The organism is Citrobacter sp. T1.2D-1 (genome assembly GCF_950098555.1).
In the GTDB taxonomy this organism is placed as follows: domain Bacteria; phylum Pseudomonadota; class Gammaproteobacteria; order Enterobacterales; family Enterobacteriaceae; genus Citrobacter_A; species Citrobacter_A telavivensis.
In genome coordinates this window covers 270,190-293,042 of the sequence record NZ_CATNHH010000001.1, presented here as the reverse complement: position 1 = coordinate 293,042, position 22,853 = coordinate 270,190, and the positions used below count along the sequence as shown (strand labels likewise).

Below are 22,853 nucleotides of genomic sequence, written 5' to 3'. Positions count from 1 at the left end.
CGATGAAAAGATACCTTTTTCACCGCCTGCTGGCACTGCTACCGGTGCTGCTGGTGGTGTCGGTGGTGGTGTTCTGTCTGATTCACCTGGCGCCGGGCGATCCGGCGCTGGTGATCCTGGGGAACGATGCCAGTCCTCAGGATATTGCCGCGCTGCGCCAGCAGATGGGGCTGGACAGGCCGTTGTTTGTGCAGTTCTTTAGCTGGTTTGGCGAGATACTGACTGGCGATCTGGGGCATTCACTGTTTTTGAATACCAGCGTCATGTCGCTGTTTTTACAGCATCTGACGCCGACGCTGGCGCTGGCGTTATACGCCCAGCTCATCGCGCTCATTCTTGGGCTAGCGGGCGGCGTGGTAAGCGCCTGGCAACATGGCGGCATCGCGGATCGCATCATTCGTATGTTGGCGACGTTTGGCATGTCGGTGCCGGGGTTTTTGCTTGGCCTGTTTCTGATCTTTTTCTTTGCCGTTCAGCTGCGCTGGTTTCCGGTGGTGGGCTATCGCTCCACCAACGATTCTTTCTGGCTAAACGTCTGGTATTTAACCTTGCCTGCATTCGCGTTGGGACTGCGCATTGCCGCGCTGATAGCCCGTATGACCCGGGCTGTGATGCTGGATGTCATGCAGGAGCCTTTTATCAACACCGCACGGGCAAAGGGGGTTCCGGAGCGGCTGGTGCTGCTGCGGCATACTTTGAAAAACAGCCTGATCCCGATTCTGACCATTTGCGGCGAATCGTTCGCCTCGCTGGTGACCGGCACTCTCGTTATCGAGAGTGTGTTCGGTATTCCGGGCGTGGGTTCGCTGATTGTGGATTCGATCGAACGGCGTGACGTGACGGTGATCCAGGGCGTGGTGCTACTGATCACGGTTTGTTACGTGTTGATCAACCTGGCGGTGGATCTGCTGAGCTATCTGGCCGATCCGCGACTGTCTATAGACGGAGGGGAAAAATGAACCTGTCGAGAAACCCGACGCTGTTGATCTGGCCCGCCGTACTGGTGTCGATCGTACTGTTGTCGTTTTTTGCCAGCCTGGTGAGTCCTTACGATCCCTACAGCATCGATCCGTTAAGCCGCCTGAAACCCCCTTCCGTTGAGCACTGGTTTGGTACCGATAACTTCGGGCGAGACCTTTTTGTTCGCGTGGCGCTTGCGGTGCGGGTGTCGTTCTCGGTTGGTGCTGCGGTGGCGCTGATTGTAGGCGTCACGGGGATCGTCATCGGTTTACTGTGTGCCTGGTATCGTCCGGTCGACAGAGTGTTAATGCGTGTCTGCGATGGTCTGTTCGCGTTTCCGTCTCTGTTGCTTGCCATCGCCATTGTGGGGGTATTGGGGCCGAATATCGCCAACGTGGTGCTGGCGTTGTCGCTGGTTTACGTACCGTCGATAGCCCGGGTGATCCGCGGTGCGGCCATGGTCATTAAAGAGAAGAATTTTATCGAAGCCCTGCGCGCGCAGGGGGCGAACGCTTCGCGCATTATCTGGCTGCACCTGCTGCCTAACGTCATCTCGCCGTTTATCGTGCAGGTGAGCTGGGTATTTTCGGTGGCCATTCTTACCGAAGCGGCGTTGAGTTTTCTCGGCTCCGGCGTGCCTGCGCCAATGCCCAGCCTGGGCAACCTGTTACTGGAAGGTAAGGCCGTTATCTTTAACGCGTGGTGGATGACCTTTTTTCCAGGGGTTGCCATTGTACTGCTGATCCTGGGGCTGAATATCATAGGCGACGACCTGAGAGATAATGCCGATCCCAGCCTGAAGCCTCTGCCGCGTCGCGTGTTACGGCGGCTAAAACAAGGAGGTCGCCATGGCTGATATCTTGCTTGACGTGAAGGAGCTTGAGGTTCATTTCGCTACCCGGCAGGGCGTTGTCTCTCCGGTGCGTGGCGTCTCCTTTCGGGTTAACACACATGAGACTCTCGGTATTATTGGTGAATCCGGCTGCGGTAAGAGCGTGACCGCGCAGGCACTGATGGGGCTACTGTCTCCCCGTACCTGTCGGGTTCACGGCGAGGTAACGCTGGCAGGAAAAGCATTGCATTCGCTGTCGGCGAAAGCGCGCCGTCAGCGAAACGGGCATGAAATGGCGATGATTTTTCAGGACCCGCTCGCCAGCCTGAACCCGGTGATGACCATTGGCTTGCAGATTGATGAGAACCTGCGGCTACATACCTCGTTGAATCGAGCGCAGCGTCAGCAGAAAATTATCAGCCTGTTGACGCAGGTTGGTATTGTCGATCCTGCCCGCAGCGCGGGTGCCTGGCCGCATGAACTCTCTGGCGGTATGCGTCAGCGCGTGATGATTGCAATGGCCATTGCGACGTCACCGTCGTTGCTGATTGCCGATGAGCCCACCACGGCGCTGGACGCCACCATTCAGGCACAAATCCTCGATTTGCTGGAGGAAATTAACCAGAAGTCGGGGATGGGCATTGTCATTATCACGCACGATCTGAGCGTGGTCGCACGGCTTTGTCAGCGGGTGGTGGTGCTCTATGCCGGACAGGTTGTGGAAGAGGCGGATGTACACACGCTGTTTGAGCGTCCACGTCATCCGTATACCCGTGCGCTGCTGGCGGCGCGTCCGTCGGCGGATCACACACCGAAAACGCCGCTGGCGGAAATTCGTGGTCAGGTGCCCGCGTTGCATGACTTGCCTTTAGGCTGCACTTACGCCGATCGCTGCCCGCTGGCGCAGCCGCGCTGTCGGGCACAGGCACCTGAACTGCGGGCGGTAGGGCACAAGGCACAACAGGTTCGCTGCTGGCGGGCCGACGAAGCGGGAGTGTTGAGATGACGACACCGTTGTTAAGCGTTAAAAACCTGTCGAAAACCTTTAGCCGTCGTGGGCAGTCGGTACAGGCGGTTGATAACATCAGTTTTACCCTGAATGCGGGCGAAACCTGGGCGCTGGTGGGGGAATCCGGCAGTGGAAAAAGCACGACCGGCCGCCTGGTGCTGGGGTTGACGTCCGCAAGCGCGGGCGAGATAGCGTTTGAGGGGCGACCGCTTGCGGGGCGTAACGCCGTTGGATGGCGGAGCGTGCGCCGCGACATGCAGATGATTTTTCAGGACCCGCTTTCATCGCTCGATCCAAAACGCACCATTGGCTATAGCCTGGAAGAGCCGCTGATTATCCATGGTGCCGGTAATCGCAAGACGCAGGTTGCTGAGATGCTGGAGCAGGTTGGCCTGCGGCCACAGGATAGCGCCCGCTATCCGCATGAGTTTTCCGGCGGTCAGCGCCAGCGTCTCGGTATTGCCCGGGCGCTGATCCTGAAGCCGAAGCTGATCGTCTGTGATGAGCCGGTTTCCGCGTTGGACGTCTCGATCCAATCGCAAATTCTCAATCTGCTGATGCAATTACAGCGTGACTATGGGCTGGCGTATCTCTTTATCTCTCATGATCTTAACGTGGTCAGGCACATTGCTGACAGCGTGGGGGTGATGTACCGGGGAGAGATCGTTGAGCAGGGAGAAACCGCAGAAGTCTTTGCTGCACCGCGTCATGACTACACGCGCTATTTGTTGAATGCCATTCTGCCTGAGTATCCCGACACGCAGGGAGAAACACGCATCGTCGCTAACGGTTAAGTCTGCAAAGGGGGCATTCCCCCCCTTTCTACTGACACTTCTCCTGTTAATCATCGTCTCTCGCTCAACTCCGTTTTCTTTTCGCCAACACATTGCATTGACAGCAAGACCTGTAACGTTACACTAAACCGTTGTAGTTCATAATTCCTAAGAAGATGGCGATGCCGGGTGTTAGTGTCTTCCGCCATTCATCGATTGCCGCAAAGGAGATGTATGGCGAATATTCGTGATGTCGCAAAGCATGCTGGCGTTTCCGTCAGTACGGTATCCAATGTGCTCAACGGTCGTACCGATCAAATGCGTGCCGAAACGCTGGCGCGCATCCAGCAGAGCATGCAGACGTTGAATTACTTTCCAAACCGGGTGGCGCAACAGCTCAAAACCGGGCAGGCCAAAATGATTGGCCTGCTGGTGCCGTCGATTGTGAATCCCAGCTTTGCCGCCCTGGCCCGTGAAGTTGACCTGGCGGCCAAAAAGCGTCAGTTCCGGGTGCTGATTGGTAATACCTACCGGCAGATTGAAGAAGAAGAGGCCTTTCTGGACGACATGTTTTCTCACGGCGTCCGCGGGATTATCGTTGCCGCCTGCGATATTGAAAAAGCGCACTTTGCGCGAGCGGTAGAGCAGGGCATGGTGATGGTGAACTATGATGGCCGCATGCCTGCGCGCGCTCAGTCAGACCATTTTGCGCTGGACAGCGTATCCATGGACAACATTGATGCCGGGCGAATGGCGGCAGAACACCTGATCGCGCAGGGATGCCGTCGTCTCGCATTTGCCACGGTGGAAGGGATGACGCCGAGCCGCGCGCACAAAATCGAAGGCTTTCTTCGTGCGGTGCAAGACCATGGACTTTATCGGGAAGGGATGATCATTGAAGGCCAGGCCGTGGCCGCCTATGGCGACACGGAAATGACGGAACTTGGGCGGGCGCTGGCGTTAAAAATCAGCCAACAGCCGGCGTTCCCGGATGGCATCGTGGCAATCAACGACGCCCTGGGTATTGGTCTGATGGCTGGTCTGCATCAGGCGGGGATCCATGTGCCACAACAAATTTCTATTGTGGGTATCGACAATATCCCGCTCTCCGGACTGGTTTTCCCTGGCCTGACCTCCATCATGCCGCCACTTCGGGAGATGGCAGAGGTGATGGTTGAACGGTTGATTGACAGGACCGAAAACCCGGCCATTCCGCCAGAGGAGTTTCTGTTCCCTCCGTCGTTGGTCTCCCGGCAATCGGTACGGTAACGGCGTGGCAGGAGAAGAACATTACGTTCTTCTCGTTTTGTCATACCAGCGTTGGGGCTACGGTCAGCAGGATATTGGCGAAGCGGCGGGTTTCTCCGGACGCGATAACCAGGATAGTGTCGGACGATTTGGCCAGCGAATAAAACGCGTTGCGTTCAACGTGCTCAAACTCGATGGTCTCAGAAAGCATGCCGCGGTATTCGCGCTCGACCGTATTATCAAAATCCGCCGGGCTTGCCATTAACGTGGCTTTTTCCACATTAATATAGCCGAGGATTTTCTCCAGAATGACGACGCTGCCGATCATTCCCGGAGTGAAATTAAGCCAGATAATCCGTGCCTGCGCAGAGGTATTGGTTAAAAAAGAATAATTGGCATCGGTGATTAAAATATTCGCCTTGTGTCCGCACTGTGCCAGTGCCTGTAATAAATCAGGATGAATAATATCTGACTTGATCATATGTCATACCTTTTTAAAACTGGCGGGCTTGATTGCCCGCCACATTTTTATGCCCGGTAAATACCGCCGTTAATGTCAATGGTTGCGCCGGAAACGAAACCGTCATATTCAGAGGCGAGGAAACAGATGACCCTTGCCACATCTTCCGGCGTACCCGCTCTTCCCAAAGGAATTGCCTGGATGGTCTGGTCGGCAGAGGCCTGCGTGGTGTGTTGATTATGAAAACGCGTACCCAGAATCAGCCCTGGGGCAACGGCATTGACGCGGATGCCGTGTTCACCGAGTTCTGCGGCGAGCGAGCGTGTCCAGGTCAGCACCGCGCCTTTGGTGGTGGAATACACCAGAGAACCCGCGTGGCCGCCGGAACGTCCGGCCAGAGAGGCCAGGTTGACGATACTGGCGCCTTCTGGCGCGGCTTTCAGCCACGGTAATGCCTGCTGAGTGACATTCAGCATCGTCGTCATATTGACATCGATAACGGTGCGCCAGAAATGTGGCTCAATCTCGCCCAGCCATTTGCGGGCAATAATGCCGCCGACGTTATTGACCAGAATATCGATACCGCCGAGAAATTCCGCCGCCTGCGCCACACAGCGGGCCGCATCTTCTTCATCGGTTAAATCGGCGAAACCACAGGCCGCCCGACAACCCTGTTGTTCGGCGAGGGCGATTAATTCCCGTGGGCCTTCTTCGCCACTGAAATAATGAATATAGATATCGCATCCCGCTTCAATCAGTTTTCTCGCACTCTCTTTACCAATGCCTTGTTCTGCACCCGTAATAAATGCTTTTTTACCCGTTAATAATCCCATTTCATACTCCCGTTATTCATATTTAAAACGGCATCAGGCAATGACGTAACATCGTTTTGCCGTTTTTTACGCGTGGATATCCCTGCCACCTGAATGTGGCAAATACAGAACTTAATTATCAGTAGCCGGCCAGTCCAGGCAGCCAGGTGGTTAACGGTGGCGCCATGGCGACAATAATGATGCCGACAAAAATCACCGCCAGATATTTCGCCATAGGTCTGATGACGTGTTTCATTTCCACTCCGCAAATCGCGCAGGTGGTGTACAAACCCAGGCCGATCGGGGGTGAAAACAGACCAAAGCCCATCGCCATGATCATCACAATGCCAAAGTGCAGCGGGTTAAAGCCAAGCTGAATTGCAATCGGCACCAGAATAGGGGCGAAGATGATCAGCGCAGGCGCACCTTCGAGAACCGCACCAAAGATGATCAGAATGACAATGGTTAACATCAGGAACAGCCAGGCACCTTGCTCCATACCAATTCCCACCAGCAGTTCAGCGATCTGCTGCGGGATCATCTGAATGGTCAGGGCATAAGAGAGGCTGGTTGCACAGGCCACGATGAACAGCAGAACGCCGGACATTGCGGCAATATCAACGAACATTTTAACCGTGGCTTTCAGCGTCAGTTCACCAAACGCCAGGCGACCCACCACAATGGCGTAGATAACCGCGAAGGCGGAAATTTCTGTGGAGGTGGCGATCCCCATCATGACGCCACGACCAATCATGAAGATCATGACCAGGCCAACAGCGGCACCCAGGTAAAGCTGAGTTCTCGGGCGTAATACCGGGTAGGCTTCGCTGACGTTAATTTTTCCGCCGAAACGGTTGGCGGCAACCATTAACAACACCAGCAGGCAGGCCGCAGGCACCAGGCCGGCGATGAACAACGCCCCGATGGAAATATTCGCGACAAAGCCCATCACAATCAGGTTCACGCAGGGAGGAATGGTCTCCGCCATCACTGCGGAGGCGGCAAATACCCCGGCGGCTTCTTCGCTATCCTGCTTCGCACGGCGTACCGCTGGCATTAACACCCCGCCGACGGCCGCTACATCCGCCAGTTTGGAACCGGAGATGCCGGAGAAAAAGGCCATCGATAGCACGGTTGTCATGTTCAGACCGCCGCGAAACCGTCCCATACCGCGCACAATCAGTTCGACCAGTCGCGTGGACATGCCGTTGATTTCCATTGCCGCACCGGCGAGCAAGAAGAACGGAATCGCCAACAGAACAAAGTGGTCAACGCCCGCCGCCACCTGCTGAGAGAAAAAGACAAAAGGCAGGGAAGGGTCGCAGATGAAAAAGACCATTGCGGACATGCCGAGCGTGAAGGCGATCGGCACACCGGCCAGAATGCCGAGCACGAAGCAAATCAGCATCAGGCCCGCCGCTGCGCTGGCAGGATCGGCCATCAGCGACAGTTTCAGATAACCCAGCGCCGCCAGCACCAGGATCCCAACACCGCTGAGCAACACCACTTTGGCGCGTTCATGCAGGGCATGTTCCAGCGCGGCCACCATCATAACGACGGAGCCAATTAACACCGGGATCACGTAGATGGTCTGCGGCAGGCCCGTCTCGGTGGTTTGCAATCGCGCGGCCTGTACCAGGTCATAACTGGAAATCACCAGCCCGACGGAGACCAAAAACAGGATCCAGCGACTGGCATGGATAACGTAAGGGCGAACGCTTTCAGGCAGGAAGCGTAAGAACAGATCGACACCAATGTGTCCGCCTCTGCCCGTTGAGGTGGCAACGCCAAAAAAGACCAGCGCAATCATCAGCGCACGCGCCACTTCTTCCGCCCAGTGGATCGGTGAATGCAGGGCGTAACGCCAGATCACCGAAGCGAATACCACCAGCACGTTGATAAACAGCACCAGCGCCCCGGCCCACGACGTTAAGGTTGTCAAAAATCGACTCAGCCGCCCCAACAGCGTCAACAAAGTATTTTCATCCTTTGTTTTCATCGAGATATCTGCCATGGTGAACTCCTTTCATGGTTTGTTTGGGCAACATCGCCGACCCGCGAAATTCCGCAGGCCGACGATGCACGGCTTATGGCTTATGGCTTGTCGCTCGGCGCCGCAGCGCTGATCTCGTCCACCATAGGTTTCAGATCCGGGTATTTATCAAGGAAGGTTTTCCAGACAGGCTGTACGGCCTGCGCGAAGAACGCGCGATCGGTTTCCCGGAAAGTGACGCCTTTGGCCTCCAGGTTTTTAATCGCTTCCAGCTCTTTCTGGCTGGCCTGTTGGCGTTCGTATTCCGTGGCTTCTTTCGCAGCGGCCAGCACGTCGGCACGTAATGATTCCGGGATCTGCTCGAAGCTCTTCTTGTTCATGGCGATCATCAGTGGATTATAGCTATGGCGGGTCAGCGTGCCATTCTTGATGATTTCATAATATTTGCTGGCGTAGATGGTGGGCGCATCATGCTCGACGCCATCGATCACGCCCATTTGCAGGCTGGAATAGACTTCCCCGCCCGGCATTGGAATCGCTACTGCTCCCATGTGATTCAGCGTGGCGATAAAGTTAGGTACCGGCAGAACGCGGATTTTCAGATTCTTTAAATCCTCTGGTTTTTCAATCGCCTTCTTGGTGTACACGTTACGTGCGCCGAGGTTATAGCCATAACCCAACACCATCACGTTCGCTTTATCCATCATCAACTTAGAAAGCTGCTCACCGGGTTTGCCGTCCAGCGCTTTCCCGACCTGGTCATAGTCTTTAAACAGATAACCCAGATCCAGAACACCGACTTCAGGGACCAGCGTGGCCCAGATTGAGGTGCCTGAAATCATCATGTTAATGGCACCGATACGGACCTGCTGTGTGGCATCGGCTTCTTTTCCCAGCATGGCGTTGGCGAAATAATTAAGCTTAATCTGTCCTTTTAACTTCTCGTTTTTATTCAGGTTTTCCTGGAATCGATTGAACCAAATATAGTGCGCAGAGGAGTCATCTCCTGGCAGAGACGAGTAAACACGAAAATTGATTGCTGCCTGTGCTGAAGCGCTCAGCACGCTACCTGCAATCAGGGCGCTACTGAGGCAAGCGAGTGCCAGAAAACGTCTGGCTGAACGAAACGGTGTTGTTTTCATCATGATTATCCTTTCTCACAGTGTAGAGGTCGCGATAACGCCATCTGGCAAGGCTGACACGGCCAGCTGGTTTAACGAAAAAGTCGCTGAATCTGTTTTCTGTAACGTTTTAGTGTAACGTTACAGACGCTATCCGACTCACTGTGCAAATGCAATATGCTTCCTTTCATCAACGCCAGTGATATGTGAATTTTGTGGCGGGCATCGCTAATTTGCGGGTGGGTGTTACAAAACCGAAACGGGGTGTTCGCTGTTTAGTCACTGTTTAGCGGCGCAAGGCTCAGAAAACGGTCCTTCGCAGACAGCCGAAGGCGCTGTCAGCCCTCTGTGTAAACAGATTCGCGTCTGTCAGGCGATAACTTTTACGCATAGCGGCTAAGAAAATGGCATTTTTTACATATGCATCAAGCTGATAGTGTCATTTGAAATAGCAGAGAAAGAGCGGTGCGGTAATGAAACATACCATTGGGATTCTGGGCGGCATGGGGCCTGCTGCAACGGCGGATATGCTGGAAAAATTTGTTGAACTTCGCAGCGCCAGCTGCGATCAGCAGCATATTCCGCTAATCGTTAGCTCAATTCCTGACATTCCCGATCGTACAGCCTGCCTGCTTTCTGGCGGTCCCTCTCCCTGGCACTATCTTGAGCGTTATCTGCACATGCTGGAAGATGCGGGGGCTGAATGTATCGTCATACCATGCAACACTGCGCACTACTGGTTTGATGATTTACGGGCAGTGGCAAAGGCGGAAATGATCAGCATTCTGGATGCCACGCTGAGTGATATTCCTTCCGGCGTGACCCGTGTCGGCCTGCTGGCCACGAATGCCACGCTGGCGACGGGGTTGTACCAGAAAAAAATGATTGCGCAGGGACTCTCTCTGGTTCAGCCGGAAGAGACCGGTCAGGAGCAGGTGATGCAGGCCATTTACGCATTGAAAAGCGGCGATAAATCCGCAGCGCAAAGGTTGCTGTTTCCCCAAATTGAGCGACTGATTTCCCACGGTGCGCAGATAATTATTATGGGCTGCACCGAGATCCCGTTAATTGTGGTCGGGCATGAGAACAAATTTGGGCGCCGGTTTATTGATTCAACTGCGTCTCTGGTCAACGCCGCCATTCGTTGGTATGAGTCATGGCCGGATACGCAGGTGGATGAGCCTGTGCAACAGGTTGCCTGCGTGTGAATGGCGATCAGGGGACCGTATGCAGGTGATGCAACTCCTTCCAGAACCGTTCCGCCAGGGGAGTCATCCGCGTATCCATCCGGTAAGCATAGGCCTGGATAGGAATAATTAACGCGTCCTGGTCCAGCACGACGAGCTGTTTACTCCGAATCTCCTGACGAATCGCGTACTCCGGGAGCCAGGCGATTCCACAACCGTCCAGCGCAACCTGTTTAAGCAATTCACTCATTGAAGAGACAAAAAATGTGCTGAAACTCAGCTCGGTATGACGGGTCAACGTTCGGTTGATAAGCCGCCCCATGTAGGAGTTCTGGCTATAGTTGAGCAGCGGGAAAGAGGGTTGGTCGAGTGTGTATCGCGGTTTTCCGTTCGCATCGCTTGCGCAGACGGGAAACAGTTGCGACTCGAACAGGGGAATATTGGCAAACGGAGGCTGGAGCAGGTTTTCATCATAATAAGAGAAGATGAAATCACTTTGTCCTTCCCGCAACATATCTACTGCCTGATCGACATCGATCGCTTCAACTGACCAGGTAAACTGGGTTGGCATCTGGCTGACGATACCGGGTAACAACCCCAGTGAGAGGGAGTGCGCCGCGGCAATCTTGATTTTACGCAGCATGAAATCGCTGCCGCCACGCAGCTCAGCCAGGTTGCTTTCCAGCTGTTGTAGCAAATGACGTATCTGAGAGTGAAAGATTTTTCCCTGCTCGGAGAGCTGCAGCGGCGAGACCTGACGATTGAACAATTCAACCCCTACCGCGTTTTCCAGTGCGCGAATACGGCGGCTGAACGCGGGTTGCGAGACATTACGGATAATCGCGGCCTGGGAGAAATTTCGGCACTTTTCCAGTGTCAGAAAGTCATACAGCCATTTCGTTTCAATGTTATACAAACCTGCACCACTCACATCCATTTATCATCACCTGTCAGCCGTCTGTCTGCGCCATTTTACGGGCATTCACACGGCTGACAACCGATTGAGCTTACTCGAAGGTACCCTTCACGCAGGCTTTACCGTCAACCACCATTTGTTTGCCGTGAGCATAAACCTGCTCAATACCTAATTCTGGTGTCATAACCAGCAGATCGGCATCCTTCCCTGGCGCGATTTCGCCTTTAGTGGAAAGGTTAAGAAAGGCAGCCACACTGGTCGTCAGCGGACGCAGTGCGTCGGTCAGGGTAAATCCGTAATCGTTTATTAGCGATTGTACGGTCTCAAGCAAACTCTCGAAGCCCGCCACGCCAATTCCGGTGAGTTTTCCGGCATCATCAAACAACGGCTGGCTACCATTACCATCAGAACTGACTGTTATTCGGGCAAGCGGTATACCGGCTTTCACTGCCCGAGCCACACCCTCAGCCGGTGCGACCGGGTCGGGAATACCGCTGGTGATATCGATGGTGCCGCCTTTGAGAGCAAAGGCCAGCGCTTCTTCGAACAGCGCCTCATTGCGGTTAACGTGGGTGGGAAGCAGCTTACTCATCGGCACATCGCTATTTTCCAGAATGTCGTACAGCGGTTTGAGTCCTTTTTTGCTGTCGCCCATATGGAACACGCTGACCCCCGGTTTGCCGCCCAGCAGGCCACCCACGCGGGATTCAGCGGCCATGTTTGCCAGTTGATAATCGCCAGGGGCGGCAGAGCGGTGGTCAGAAACGGCGCATTTTACGCCGATGACGCGGTCGATCAGCGCCACATCTTTTTCTACGGAACCGGTGATCGTCGGTGAAGGGACATGATAAGCGCCGGTTAACATCCAGGCGGTGATCCCTTCTTCATTCAGCGCCCGGGTTTTTGCCAGCAGTGATTCCGGATGACGAGTTACGGAGTCGGTGCCGAGTAGGCCAATGACGGTCGTGACCCCGGCTTCGGTCAGTCTGCTCAACCTGACTTCTGGCGTTCGGGTTGTGGGGCCGGCTTCGCCGCCGCCGCCAATCAGGTGAACATGCTGATCGATAAAGCCAGGACACAGAATCCGTCCTTTGAGATTGATAACCTTACAATCCGGCACGATCTGAGGAGAGATATCGCGTGCTACGGCAATAATCTTGCCGTTGGCGAGAAACACGTCGCAAATCCCCAGGTCTTCAGGGGTGTAAAGGTGTGCACCTTGCAGCAACGTAAAATCTGCGAAGGATAAATCAGGCATGGTAATTCCCTTTTAAACAATGAGTTGCATAACCCAAATCGACAGCAATGCGTTGATGGCGCACACTGCAATGATGTGGGGATAATATTTGGCATTCACTTCGGCGGTACCGAGGCAGCGGCCTACGTTCTGCACTGGGTTACCCATCAGGTATATCGCCGGGAGCAGAACCGTGACGTCGTGACCATTTAATGCCCCCGCCGTGAGCAGACTGGCGGAAACGCCTACCGCGCCGCCCATGCTCATTAGCGACGCTAACAGCACGGTGGCCGCTTCACCGGGAAGCCCCCAAAGCGCCATGATCGGTTGGCAAATGTGTCCAACCCAGTCGAGTAAACCGGTAATTTTCAGCGCCTGAATAATGACGAACGCCATGACCACGTTTGGCAGCAGGTTAGTGGTGGCAATAGTAAAGCCGCGGCGGGCACCGTCGATAAACATGTCCATGACATTTTTGCGAACCTGAGTGGTCATGCTTGTGCTCCTTGCGTTGGGTTACGGCGTTCTTCAAAATTGATCCAGAGACGTAGCAGATTGGCACCGACAAATTTAAACACCAGAATGACGGCCAGCGGGACGATAACAGACGTTCCCAGAAATGCGAAGACGGCGACGCCAGAGGAAAAATAGTTGGTAATAATCGCGCTACCGCTGGTCTGGTATGCCGCAAAAATGACTTTATCACGCTCAGTGATTTCGCCATCCTGCGCCAGTTCTTTCGTCATACCCGCAGCCGCATCGGTATTTTGTAAGTTCGCGATGAGCGCCAGCGAGCAGATGCCCGGAATGCCAAGCAGCGGCTTCAGGATTGGCGTCATCAGTTGTTGAGCCGCACGCAATCCGCCAAGACCGTCGGTGATAGAAATAATGCCCAGTGACAAAATGACTGACGGCGCGAGCTCCAGCGCGAAAAGAAAACCATCTTTTGCGCCAGTACCGCCCGCCCCCCGGAAGGTTACAGACGTTTGTCCAGCCCCATTCGCGATTTGGCCAAATGAACCGTTCAGCACAGTAAAATCAAAAACACGCCACCAACCTTCCGTTCCGGAAAATACGCCGGAAAAGAAAATGATGGTCAGAAAAAATGCCAGATACCCTTTAAGTCCGACTTTTTCTGTTGCAAGCGGCAGCGCCGCCTGTTCCCCTTGTTGCGCCATAGCGAACCCCGTTATTTTTTTGATGATGTGTGTTTGTCGCGACAGGCCAGAAGTGGCCCGAACTCAATGACCTTATCAGTCATGCGGATATGGGGAAAATGCAAGAATGTTTCGCGCTATGCGTTTCTTGCATAATGCGGCAGGAAGCGTGGGCATGAAACCCCCCGTCTGTTTCCGTCTGGTTTTAATGTTGCCGGTAATTTCGCCCTCCGTTCTTGTAACGAGAGTCAATACAACGGCATGCTTCCCGGCATGCGAAAGCCGCAGTCATCGCGATCGCGTATGCGTGAGCATCCGATACCTTATTTTTAAATATATTCAGCTGAACAGAGCGTGGAACTGACGAAAACAGTGAATGACTCCTCATGACAAAGGGTAATGTAGGGGATAATCTGCCGTATCGTTTACGCTATTCTTAGTGACATAGCGTGTTTATGCATCATGGTCTTCGGGGGAATTATGAGTGGAATGCGTTCCCGCACGGCAATTATTGTGGACGATCATCCTCTGGCGCGTATGGCTATTCGCGGTGTGCTGGAAAAAGATCACATTACGGTTCTCGGAGAGTATGAAGACGGTGCGATTGCGTTGAAGAGTCTGGTAAAAACGACAGCGGATATTGTCGTTATTGACGTTGAGATCCCCGGCATCAATGGTGTCGAACTGGTGGAAAAGCTCAGATCGGAACGCTATTGCGGTGTGTTAATTGTCGTCTCAGCGAAAAACGATCGTTACTTCAGCAAACGTTGCGCGCAGGCGGGGGCGAACGCGTTTATCAGTAAAAAGCAGAACATGGATAACATTCTGGCGGCTATTAATGCCGCGCAGAATGGGTATACCTATTTTCCATTTTTCTACGAAGAAGCCTCCGAAATCCTTACCGATTCGCAGCGTCTGGAGTCCCTCTCAGCACAAGAGATGAAAGTCATGGGACATGTGCTTAACGGTCTGGACAATTCGCAGATCGGTGAGGCGATGCATATTAGTGGTAAAACCGTCAGTACTTATAAAACGCGACTGATGGAAAAACTCGGTTGTAAATCATTAATCGAACTGCTCTCTTTTGCTCACCAAAATAAGCTGACATGATGATGAATAAATGGCTGATAGTGGTGTTCATTGTTTTATCTGTAGGTGGACGCACCGTTTACGCACAGCAAAAACCGCCCGTTGAGCTGGAACTATCAGGATTCAATTATATAACGCCTGTACCGGTTTATCTGAGTGAGGATGACAAACGCTGGCTGCAACAGAAAAAAATACTCCGGGTCGGCGTTTATGAACCCGGTCAGCCACCGCTTGTTCTGACAACGCTGACGGGACGTTATCGGGGAATGAATGCTGACTATCTGGCATTGATTCAACATTCCCTTAATACACGAATCAGTGTGATGGTATTTCCGGGGCAAACGGACGCTGTCGACGCGCTAAAAAAGGGCGAAGTCGATATGGTGTTAACCGGGCTAGAGAGTCAATCCTGGAGTGAAGCAAGTGTTCAGGTTTCTCTACCACTGATTCATTCCTGGCCAAATTTAGTGACTTCCCTTGGCAACGTTATGGCGCCGTTGCAGAGCGCGCAACGTACGAGTGTGGCGATTGTTAACCACTATCCGGATGACAATTTTATCCGCCAGTCCTTTCCCGATGCCGAGATAGATAACTATAACAGCTATCAGGAGGCGCTGAATTCCGTTAATAATGGACGCAATACCTGGTTTTTCGGTGATTCACTCACTACCAGTACCTGGCTTTCCCAGGAGTTCAGTCTTGCGCTGACAACGGTAAAGTACTGGCCAGCACCGCAAAGAAAGAGCTACTTTTTATTTTTACCCGCACAGCAACGGTTGCGGGAAATTGTGAACAATACGCTTAGCGCAATTGATGAAAATATCCATGGGCAAATTGCCCAGTCGATGATTGATAAAAGCAATCTCTCCTTCCTGATTGAACCCCTGAACCTGACGCCACGCGAAAAGCAGTGGTTGAATAATCACAAAACGCTACGTGTGATTATCAATCCCTGGTTTGCCCCCTACACGATGGTTGATGGCAGCCAGCAGACGCGAGGTATTGTTGGCGACATCCTTAACTTGATTGGCCTGCAAACGGGTATTCAGTTTGAGACGGTTGTCGTCAAATCGAATAAAGAGATGATCGCTGAGATGAAGAAAGGTAACTGGCATATTGTGCAGGCTGCAACCTATGATCTCAGCCGGGAAAATTATCTCTCTTTTACTCACCCCTTTATCACCACACAATTCGTTGCCGTGACCAGAAAAGAGGAAAGTAAAGAACATGCGCTGCGACCCGGTAATCATGTGGCAATAAGCGCCGATCACACTTTACTGACCAAACTGAAGGCGCAATATTCAGGCATTCTGTGGGAAGAGGTGGAAAATTCCAGCGTGGCGTTGAATCTGGTCGCAACAGGAAAAGTGGATGCCGCCATTTCGAATCAACTGACCGCGCGTTATCTGAGTGAACATTACTATCCCGATCAGCTTTCCTGGATACCGCTTACGGGAGAAGATCCTGCGGCAATTAGTTTTGCGGTGCCCCGCACTGAACCGGAGCTACGGCAAATTCTGGATAAAGCGTTAGATGATATTCCACAAAAAGAGGTCCTGCAGATAGTCAGTAAATGGATCCGTCTGCCGGATGTCAAAATAGATACCTGGGAGTTATACAACAGGCCTTTTTATCTGGTAGCTACGTTAGCATCGTTACTGGTACTCAGCACCTTGTTATGGGCAGTCTATCTGGTGCGGGAAGTCCGTGTCAGAAAACGTTCTCAACGCTTACTCAAAGAGGAACGGAACAGGGCTCTCAGGGCTAATGAGGAGAAGAGAGAATTTCTTTCTCATATGAGCCATGAGATACGAACCCCGGTAAGCGCCATTATGGGATTTCTTGAATTACTGCAACTTTCTCCTGCGAAGTTTAGCCCGGAAGATAAAGCGTCAGTGGACCAGGCTGCTCAAGCCTCACGTTCGTTATTAAAACTCATCGGCGAGATCCTCGATCTGGAGAAGATCGAATCGGGTTTGTTAGAGGTTGTCCCTCAATGGAAATATCCGGACGGTCTGGTACAAGACAACATTGCGCTATTTAGCGCGCTGGCGGCGCAAAAAGGGATCGCGCTGCATTACGATTCTCGTTTAGATGCACGTGAAGCGATGCGACTGGATCCACAATTATTGGGGCAGGTTCTGACCAATATTATCGGTAATGCGGTGAAATTTACCGAACGCGGTGATGTGCGAATTTCAGCGGAGAAGCATGAGCAAACGCTGGTGATCTCGGTGAGTGATTCAGGGCCGGGGATGAGCGAAGAAGAACAGCGTCGTTTATTCACCGCTTTTAGCCAGGGAAAAGCGGGAGTGCATCATCGTGGTTCGGGGCTTGGATTAGCAATCAGTCGGGCATTAATGAAGCAAATGGGAGGAACAATCGAACTGCAAAGTGAGCTCAATCGAGGAACGACCGTGACGTTGAGCCTGCCAATCCAGACGTCGTTTGATATCACGCCCACCGTTGCGGACGTTGACTCGCCTCTGCCAGCATTTCAAGGAACGCTCCGGGTATTAATCGCTGATGACCTTCCTTTCAGCCGATTACTCCTCAAGCGTCAACTGGCAACACTGGGCATCATGGCGGATGAAGCCGACAACGGAGAGACCGCATTACATTATCTTCAGCAAAGAGATTACGACTTGTTGATTACCGATCTCAATATGCCGGTTATGGAGGGTATTGAGCTTGCCCGCCAGGTAAGAAAATTTAATACGACGCTTGTTATCTGGGGGCTCACGGCAACGGCGCAGGAACACGAGCGCGAACGTTGTTTGTCGGCGGGTATGAATGCCTGTCTTTTCAAACCGATCACGCTGTCGCAGCTTTCTCATTTACTCTCCGGTGTGAGTGACGCCCACGACACCGTATTTGATCTCGAAAGACTGGCGATGCTGGCGCAAGGGAATCGGGCATTGATGCTTCGCGCATTAAAAGATGCGCAGGTAGAAAATCGCTGCGATTTAACCGCGGCTCATAAAGCCAGTGAGTCTGGTGATTATCGTCTGGTTAAACATCATATTCATCGCATTAACGGGACCGCCCAGCTATTGGGGGTTGAGACCTTGATGACGGCTGCACAGTCTTTGGAGGATAAACTCCCGGATGCTATTACCGCCACAGCACTGTCTGGTGAGCTTGAGCATATCCAGACGCTGCTGGACGAACTGGAGCTCGCAATCGAGAAGTTCACGCCCTAATTCCCCTTCCTACACGTGTAGGCGGTGCCTGACAGAATAATAAGGCACCGCTGATGTTGCTCCAGTGTTAACCAGGTAAAATAAGCCCTGTTCCAACAGAATAAAATTAGTTAATTAAACCTGGTATATTTCCTAAGAAAAATCCATGTTTTTGTTTATTACAAGTTTCAGCTATTAAACATGCTCGGATCATTAAACCAAACCTATCCATGTAGTCAGTGTTTAATTCTTATTTTGTTCTTCTGTGTGGGCTTTTGTATTGGTTAAAATAGTTAAATGTGGATCGTTGTTCTTTTGATGATGAAAAGATAGTAGAAACGATCGTTTTTATTTTTTCTGACGAAATCCACGACTTTTGTGATGTCATGCTGAATTATTTTCTGTAAATTTTACAGCGAAACATGAAGTGACTTACTGACGTTAAAAAAGCAAACAGGACGTGTCGAAAAGGGAAGTTTTATGAAATTATCAGACTCTGTTTTTTCTGATGATTATTTTTTTATTGTCGGCATAAGTGCGTTGTTAACGCCGGAGTTGATTGATGAAAATTACTATATAGTCGATGTTGATGAGTCTAGTTTTCAACGGAGTACTGAGTATTTGTCGCCTGGTAGGAAAATCATTGCATTTATCACCAATGATCTAGACTACTATGCTTTGAACCATTTGAGCGATATTACCTTTATTGATAAGAAACGCCGGATAAACGAAATTCTCTCGTGCCTGTTTGTCAATGACCCTCGGTATGCTTATCGGGTGAAATACACACTTTCATTCCGGGAAAATGAGGTTCTTGCTTGCATGCAAAAAGGAATGGATGCGAATGAGATTGGTAAGTTATTGGGCATGTCGATGAAGACGTTTTATGCACATCGTCGCAGTTTAATATTTAAACTTCAACTCGGTAATCGAGTGTCTCTGTATCGCAATATCGCGCGAATAAGGATGTGCAAACAGTGTACTCATGAATCTGGCCTTGCATAAATTGTTGCATTAATGTCAGGGGCGATAATATACAGAGGAGGTGAACGCGGGAATAATTATTTTTAACATCCATGCTTTTAATTACTTATTAACTTAACTATCTGGATTTATATATGAAAAAAATTGCACTGATCTCCGCGATTTTATCGCTTTCTACTCTGCAAGCAGCCAATGCAGCCGATGGCGTAATTAACTTTACCGGAACGATTACGGGAACGGCGTGCGTGGTTGATCCTTCTGCGATTGCACAACCTGTTGAGCTGGGTACCGTCTCAACGGCGGCATTTTCTGGCGGGAATGGCGCAACCGCGGCAGCCAAGCGCTTCAATATTGTGCTGAAATCCTGCCCGGCGAGTGTGAGCAGCGCCAGCATTCGGTTTGACGGTGCCACTAACACGGCGAATCCTTCGATTCTGGCGTTGACCACGGGGCAAACGGCGACGAATGTCGGAGTCGCTATCTATGAACAGGACAGCGCCACATTGATCCCGGTAGGCTCTTCCTCGGCTAACGTGACGTTGTTGGAAGACGTCAACAATACGTTGACCTATTTCGCGAAATATATGGCCACGGGGACTGTCGGCGCGGGGACGGCAAACGCGTCAACGTCCTTCACCGTGACTTATCAGTAAAAGCAGGGCCACCAGTGGCCCTGAGTAATCAATCAGGAACTCTCATGTTTCAGCAATTATATAAAACGCTTGCTGTGGGGATGATATTGGTCTCAACAGCGGCAGTCAGTGGTGTTGAAATAGGCGGCACCCGTCTTATTTATAATAGTAATGCCAGTCAGGCCACAATAAGCGTGAAAAACCCGGACAATAAACCGTATTTAATCCAGTCATGGGTGAGTAAAAGTGAAAATGGTGATGACAGTGGAAGCGAATTTACCACGACACCACCCTTGTTTAAATTAAACCCAAATTCACAGAATTCCGTTCGCGTCATGCTGGCAGAAAACCACTTACCTTCGGACAGGGAAAGTGTTTACTGGTTGAATATTAAAGCGATTCCGTCATCCTCGCCGGATGCGAAAAATGAATTATTGATCGCAGTAAAAAGTAAAATGAAGCTATTTTATCGTCCCGCGGGATTAAAAGGCGATCCGTCATTAGCGTACCAGCAGTTAATTTTTTCGCGCGAGGGCGGAAAGTTGACTGTCAATAATCCAACGCCTTATAGCGTGTCGCTTAATGAAGTAAAGGTGAACGGCAGAACGATAACAAAACCTCCAATGGTATTACCATTTAAAACAGTAACGCTACCACTGTCGGGGATAACAGGCGGAGAGGTATCATGGCGTGCGATTAATGATTTTGGAGGCGTCACGACTGAACAAAAAGTTAAAATGTAGGTTAATTACTTATGCTCCATCTCAATGCGGTCTCAGGTTTTGCAACGTTAACAAAATTATCAATCCTGGTCTATCTGACTACACATGCTTCAACTGTGTTAGCTGAGGATTATTTTTCACCAGACTTTATTGAAACCCGAGGGAATATCCCACGTGATATTGATATCTCTCGTTTCAGCAGAACTGACGGACAGGTTCCCGGTGTTTATCACGTTGATGTCTATCTGAACGGAAATTATATCGAATCTCGTGATATCACCTTTCTGGGTAAAGCGAGTGAATTGACGCCATCGTTAACTTACGCCGATTTCGTGAAATGGGGTGTGAAGCATAATGCACAGCCTGACTGGATGAGTATGGCGGATTCCGCAACCATCGATAATATTGGTGAGTTACTCCCCGGAAGCCAACTCAATTTTCAGTTTGACAGGATGCGGCTGGAGATTTCAGTACCGCAAGAATATATGCAGCGCGATCCGCGCGGTTCAGTCTCACCGGAACAGTGGGACGACGGACTGAATATGTTGTTCCTGAATTACAACTTCTCTGCTGCCAATAGCCATGGCAAGGGAGATTCGCGTAATGACAGCTATCTGAACCTGCGTAGTGGGATTAACGTCGGTCCCTGGCGGTTGCGTAATTACTCGACGTATAACAATAACCAAGGGGACGGTCGCTGGAACACCCTCAGCACTTCACTGGAGCGTGATATTAAAGTGCTGAAAAGTCAGTTCAGTGTGGGTGACGGTTATACACAGGCTGGCGTATTCGACAGTGTTCATTTCCGCGGCGCACAAATTTATTCGGATGACACCATGCTACCGGAAAGCGTACGTGGATTTGCGCCTGTGGTCCGTGGTATTGCGCAAAGTAACGCACAAGTCACCATTCGTCAGGGCGGGAATATTATCTGGCAGTCTTATGTTCCGCCGGGGCCGTTTGTGATTGACGATCTCTATCCTACTGCCGCTAGCGGCGATCTTACCGTGGCTGTGCGTGAAGCCGATGGTTCGGTACATCAGTTTATTCAGCCATTTTCGGCTGTGCCGATCATGCAGCGTGAAGGCCAGTTTAAATATGCGTTGGCCGCAGGGAAATATCGTGCGTCAAACAGCACGGATAAGGAACCGGAATTCCTTCAGGCCACAATGAGTTACGGGTTGCCGTGGGACACCACGCTCTACGGCGGCACGCTGGCGTCGGGGGATTACCAGGCTGCGGCAGTCGGTATCGGCAAAGGATTGGGTGATTTTGGTTCGTTTTCTTTTGACACCACCTTTGCACATACGCAGATGCCAGGCAAAACGGAAGGCGGTATCTCGCTTCGTGCGCAGTACGCCAAAGATTTTTCATCCACGGGCACCTCGCTGAGTCTGATGGGGTATCGGTATTCCTCTTCCGGTTTTCATGATTTTCAGGAAGCGAATGGCGATGTGAATAAATACCGGATGGCGAGTGATAACGCTCTGGAAGGAAATGACTGGCGCTATCAGCGTAACAAACGCAGTAAGGCACAGGTGACGCTGAACCAGCAGCTCGGTGATTTCGGGAATCTCAACCTTTCGGCCTGGCACCAGGACTACTGGGGCGGCGATAGCGAACGTAACGTCAGCCTGGGTTACAACACCAGTATTAACAATATTAATTATGGCCTGAACTATAGCTATTCCCGCGGTCCCTGGCACAACGACAATGATCATATCGTCTCTTTTACGATGCAGATTCCGTTCTCCCGATTCTTGCCAAATAGCTGGATGACGATTTCGGCAAGCGCGAATAAAAAAGGCGATGCCACTTCACAGGTAGGGCTGTCCGGTTCCGCGCTGGAAGACAGAAATCTGAGCTGGAACGTCCAGCAGGGATACAACAGTAAGGGGTCAGATGTGACGGGTAGCGCGTCGGCAAATTATAAGGGGCGTCACGGTGAATATCAGCTTGGTTATAACTACTCTCGCGATAACCGACAGGTGTCGGTTGGTGCGATGGGGGGGCTGGTGGTTCATCCGTATGGCGTCTCTGCGACTCAGCCTCTTGGCGAGACGATGGCGTTGGTGAGGGCCGAGAACGCGGCAGATGCGAAAGTGGCGAATAACAGTGGCATTTACACGGACAGTAAAGGTTTTGCCGTTGTGCCATACGTTTCGCCATATCGGCAGAACAGTCTGACGTTAAATACCGACGCCTTGAATAACAATACCGATGTGTTGAATGACACGCGCACGGTCATACCCACAAAAGGTGCGCTGGCGCTGGCTGACTTCCCGACCGTTACCGGCTACCGGATCATGCTGCAATTGACGGGTAAAACGATTCCGTTTGGGGCGACGGCAAAGATAAACAATCGCGACAATGCGCCAGAAGGAATTGTTGACGATCGTCAGCGAGTTTGGTTTAGCGGTGCACCGGAAAAAGGCTCCGTGGTGGTGAACTGGGCTGGGGAAAGTTGTCAGGCAAGTTATCAGATTGCGCAGGTTTCTGACAAAACGCATAACGTCACCGCGGAGTGCAGGTAAGTGGA

20 protein-coding genes are annotated in these 22,853 nt (G+C 51.8%); 12 read left to right on the top strand and 8 right to left on the bottom strand.

Annotated features, from left to right (window positions below; all coding sequences use genetic code 11):
• Positions 1 to 2: 2 nt before the first annotated feature.
• The 5 genes from QQZ17_RS01395 (at position 3) to QQZ17_RS01375 (ending at position 4,843) form a co-directional block, all read left to right on the top strand.
• A complete protein-coding gene (locus QQZ17_RS01395; protein WP_152402225.1) occupies positions 3 to 959 on the top strand; it encodes an ABC transporter permease in 957 nt (318 codons plus the stop codon).
• Positions 956 to 1,816 carry an ABC transporter permease gene (locus QQZ17_RS01390; protein WP_152402228.1) on the top strand — a complete coding sequence of 287 codons (861 nt, stop codon included), beginning with the start codon at positions 956 to 958 and terminating at the stop codon, positions 1,814 to 1,816. Before QQZ17_RS01395 ends, QQZ17_RS01390 begins: the two co-directional genes overlap by 4 nt.
• Positions 1,809 to 2,798 (top strand): ABC transporter ATP-binding protein, encoded by a 990-nt coding sequence (locus QQZ17_RS01385; RefSeq protein ID WP_152402230.1) that lies wholly within the window; start codon positions 1,809 to 1,811, stop codon positions 2,796 to 2,798. The genes QQZ17_RS01390 and QQZ17_RS01385 overlap by 8 nt, the downstream gene beginning before the upstream one ends.
• Positions 2,795 to 3,595 carry an ABC transporter ATP-binding protein gene (locus tag QQZ17_RS01380; RefSeq protein WP_152402232.1) on the top strand — a complete coding sequence of 267 codons (801 nt, stop codon included), beginning with the start codon at positions 2,795 to 2,797 and terminating at the stop codon, positions 3,593 to 3,595. The genes QQZ17_RS01385 and QQZ17_RS01380 overlap by 4 nt, the downstream gene beginning before the upstream one ends.
• Before the next feature lie 213 nt (positions 3,596 to 3,808).
• Positions 3,809 to 4,843, top strand: coding sequence for a LacI family DNA-binding transcriptional regulator (locus QQZ17_RS01375; protein WP_152402234.1), 1,035 nt, complete (start codon positions 3,809 to 3,811; stop codon positions 4,841 to 4,843).
• A gap of 40 nt (positions 4,844 to 4,883) precedes the next feature.
• On the opposite strand, the gene QQZ17_RS01370 is transcribed toward QQZ17_RS01375, so the two are convergent.
• The 4 genes from QQZ17_RS01370 to QQZ17_RS01355 form a co-directional block, all read right to left on the bottom strand.
• On the bottom strand, positions 4,884 to 5,303 hold the full coding sequence (locus QQZ17_RS01370) for an RbsD/FucU family protein (RefSeq protein WP_152402236.1): 420 nt from the start codon (positions 5,301 to 5,303) through the stop codon (positions 4,884 to 4,886).
• A 47-nt stretch (positions 5,304 to 5,350) separates the two neighbouring features.
• Positions 5,351 to 6,115: an SDR family NAD(P)-dependent oxidoreductase gene (locus QQZ17_RS01365; RefSeq protein WP_152402237.1), complete on the bottom strand. Its 765-nt coding sequence runs from the start codon at positions 6,113 to 6,115 to the stop codon at positions 5,351 to 5,353.
• Positions 6,116 to 6,233: 118 nt separating this feature from the next.
• Complete coding sequence (locus QQZ17_RS01360) at positions 6,234 to 8,108, bottom strand: TRAP transporter large permease (protein ID WP_046486785.1); 1,875 nt, start codon at positions 8,106 to 8,108, stop codon at positions 6,234 to 6,236.
• 80 nt (positions 8,109 to 8,188) lie between these two features.
• On the bottom strand, positions 8,189 to 9,232 hold the full coding sequence (locus tag QQZ17_RS01355) for a TRAP transporter substrate-binding protein (protein ID WP_152402239.1): 1,044 nt from the start codon (positions 9,230 to 9,232) through the stop codon (positions 8,189 to 8,191).
• A 449-nt stretch (positions 9,233 to 9,681) separates the two neighbouring features.
• Between QQZ17_RS01355 and QQZ17_RS01350 the strand changes: the two genes are divergently transcribed.
• Positions 9,682 to 10,416 (top strand): aspartate/glutamate racemase family protein, encoded by a 735-nt coding sequence (locus QQZ17_RS01350; RefSeq protein ID WP_152402242.1) that lies wholly within the window; start codon positions 9,682 to 9,684, stop codon positions 10,414 to 10,416.
• 7 nt (positions 10,417 to 10,423) lie between these two features.
• Here the strand turns inward: QQZ17_RS01350 and hypT are convergent, their stop codons facing one another.
• The 4 genes from hypT to QQZ17_RS01330 form a co-directional block, all read right to left on the bottom strand.
• Entirely contained in the window at positions 10,424 to 11,332 is a 909-nt protein-coding gene (gene hypT, locus QQZ17_RS01345; RefSeq protein ID WP_152402243.1) for a hypochlorite stress DNA-binding transcriptional regulator HypT, read from the bottom strand.
• Positions 11,333 to 11,402: 70 nt separating this feature from the next.
• Complete coding sequence (gene iadA, locus QQZ17_RS01340) at positions 11,403 to 12,569, bottom strand: beta-aspartyl-peptidase (protein ID WP_152402245.1); 1,167 nt, start codon at positions 12,567 to 12,569, stop codon at positions 11,403 to 11,405.
• Positions 12,570 to 12,581: 12 nt separating this feature from the next.
• Positions 12,582 to 13,043 (bottom strand): YjiG family protein, encoded by a 462-nt coding sequence (locus tag QQZ17_RS01335; RefSeq protein ID WP_152402246.1) that lies wholly within the window; start codon positions 13,041 to 13,043, stop codon positions 12,582 to 12,584.
• Complete coding sequence (locus QQZ17_RS01330; RefSeq protein ID WP_152402248.1) at positions 13,040 to 13,726, bottom strand: nucleoside recognition domain-containing protein; 687 nt, start codon at positions 13,724 to 13,726, stop codon at positions 13,040 to 13,042. Before QQZ17_RS01330 ends, QQZ17_RS01335 begins: the two co-directional genes overlap by 4 nt.
• Positions 13,727 to 14,185: 459 nt before the next feature.
• On the opposite strand from QQZ17_RS01330, the gene evgA reads away from it, so the two are divergent.
• From evgA to QQZ17_RS01300, 6 genes are all read left to right on the top strand, one after another.
• Positions 14,186 to 14,815 (top strand): acid-sensing system DNA-binding response regulator EvgA, encoded by a 630-nt coding sequence (gene evgA, locus QQZ17_RS01325; RefSeq protein ID WP_152402249.1) that lies wholly within the window; start codon positions 14,186 to 14,188, stop codon positions 14,813 to 14,815.
• A complete protein-coding gene (locus QQZ17_RS01320) occupies positions 14,812 to 17,997 on the top strand; it encodes an ATP-binding protein (protein WP_235922358.1) in 3,186 nt (1,061 codons plus the stop codon). The genes evgA and QQZ17_RS01320 overlap by 4 nt, the downstream gene beginning before the upstream one ends.
• Positions 17,998 to 18,456: 459 nt before the next feature.
• Positions 18,457 to 18,981 (top strand): helix-turn-helix transcriptional regulator, encoded by a 525-nt coding sequence (locus QQZ17_RS01315; protein ID WP_152402251.1) that lies wholly within the window; start codon positions 18,457 to 18,459, stop codon positions 18,979 to 18,981.
• A 113-nt stretch (positions 18,982 to 19,094) separates the two neighbouring features.
• Positions 19,095 to 19,613: a fimbrial protein gene (locus QQZ17_RS01310; protein ID WP_152402253.1), complete on the top strand. Its 519-nt coding sequence runs from the start codon at positions 19,095 to 19,097 to the stop codon at positions 19,611 to 19,613.
• Between the two features lie 44 nt (positions 19,614 to 19,657).
• Positions 19,658 to 20,335, top strand: a complete 678-nt coding sequence (locus tag QQZ17_RS01305; RefSeq protein WP_152402255.1) for a fimbrial biogenesis chaperone — start codon at positions 19,658 to 19,660, stop codon at positions 20,333 to 20,335.
• Positions 20,336 to 20,346: 11 nt separating this feature from the next.
• A complete protein-coding gene (locus QQZ17_RS01300; RefSeq protein ID WP_446715165.1) occupies positions 20,347 to 22,848 on the top strand; it encodes a fimbria/pilus outer membrane usher protein in 2,502 nt (833 codons plus the stop codon).
• Positions 22,849 to 22,853 lie beyond the last annotated feature (5 nt).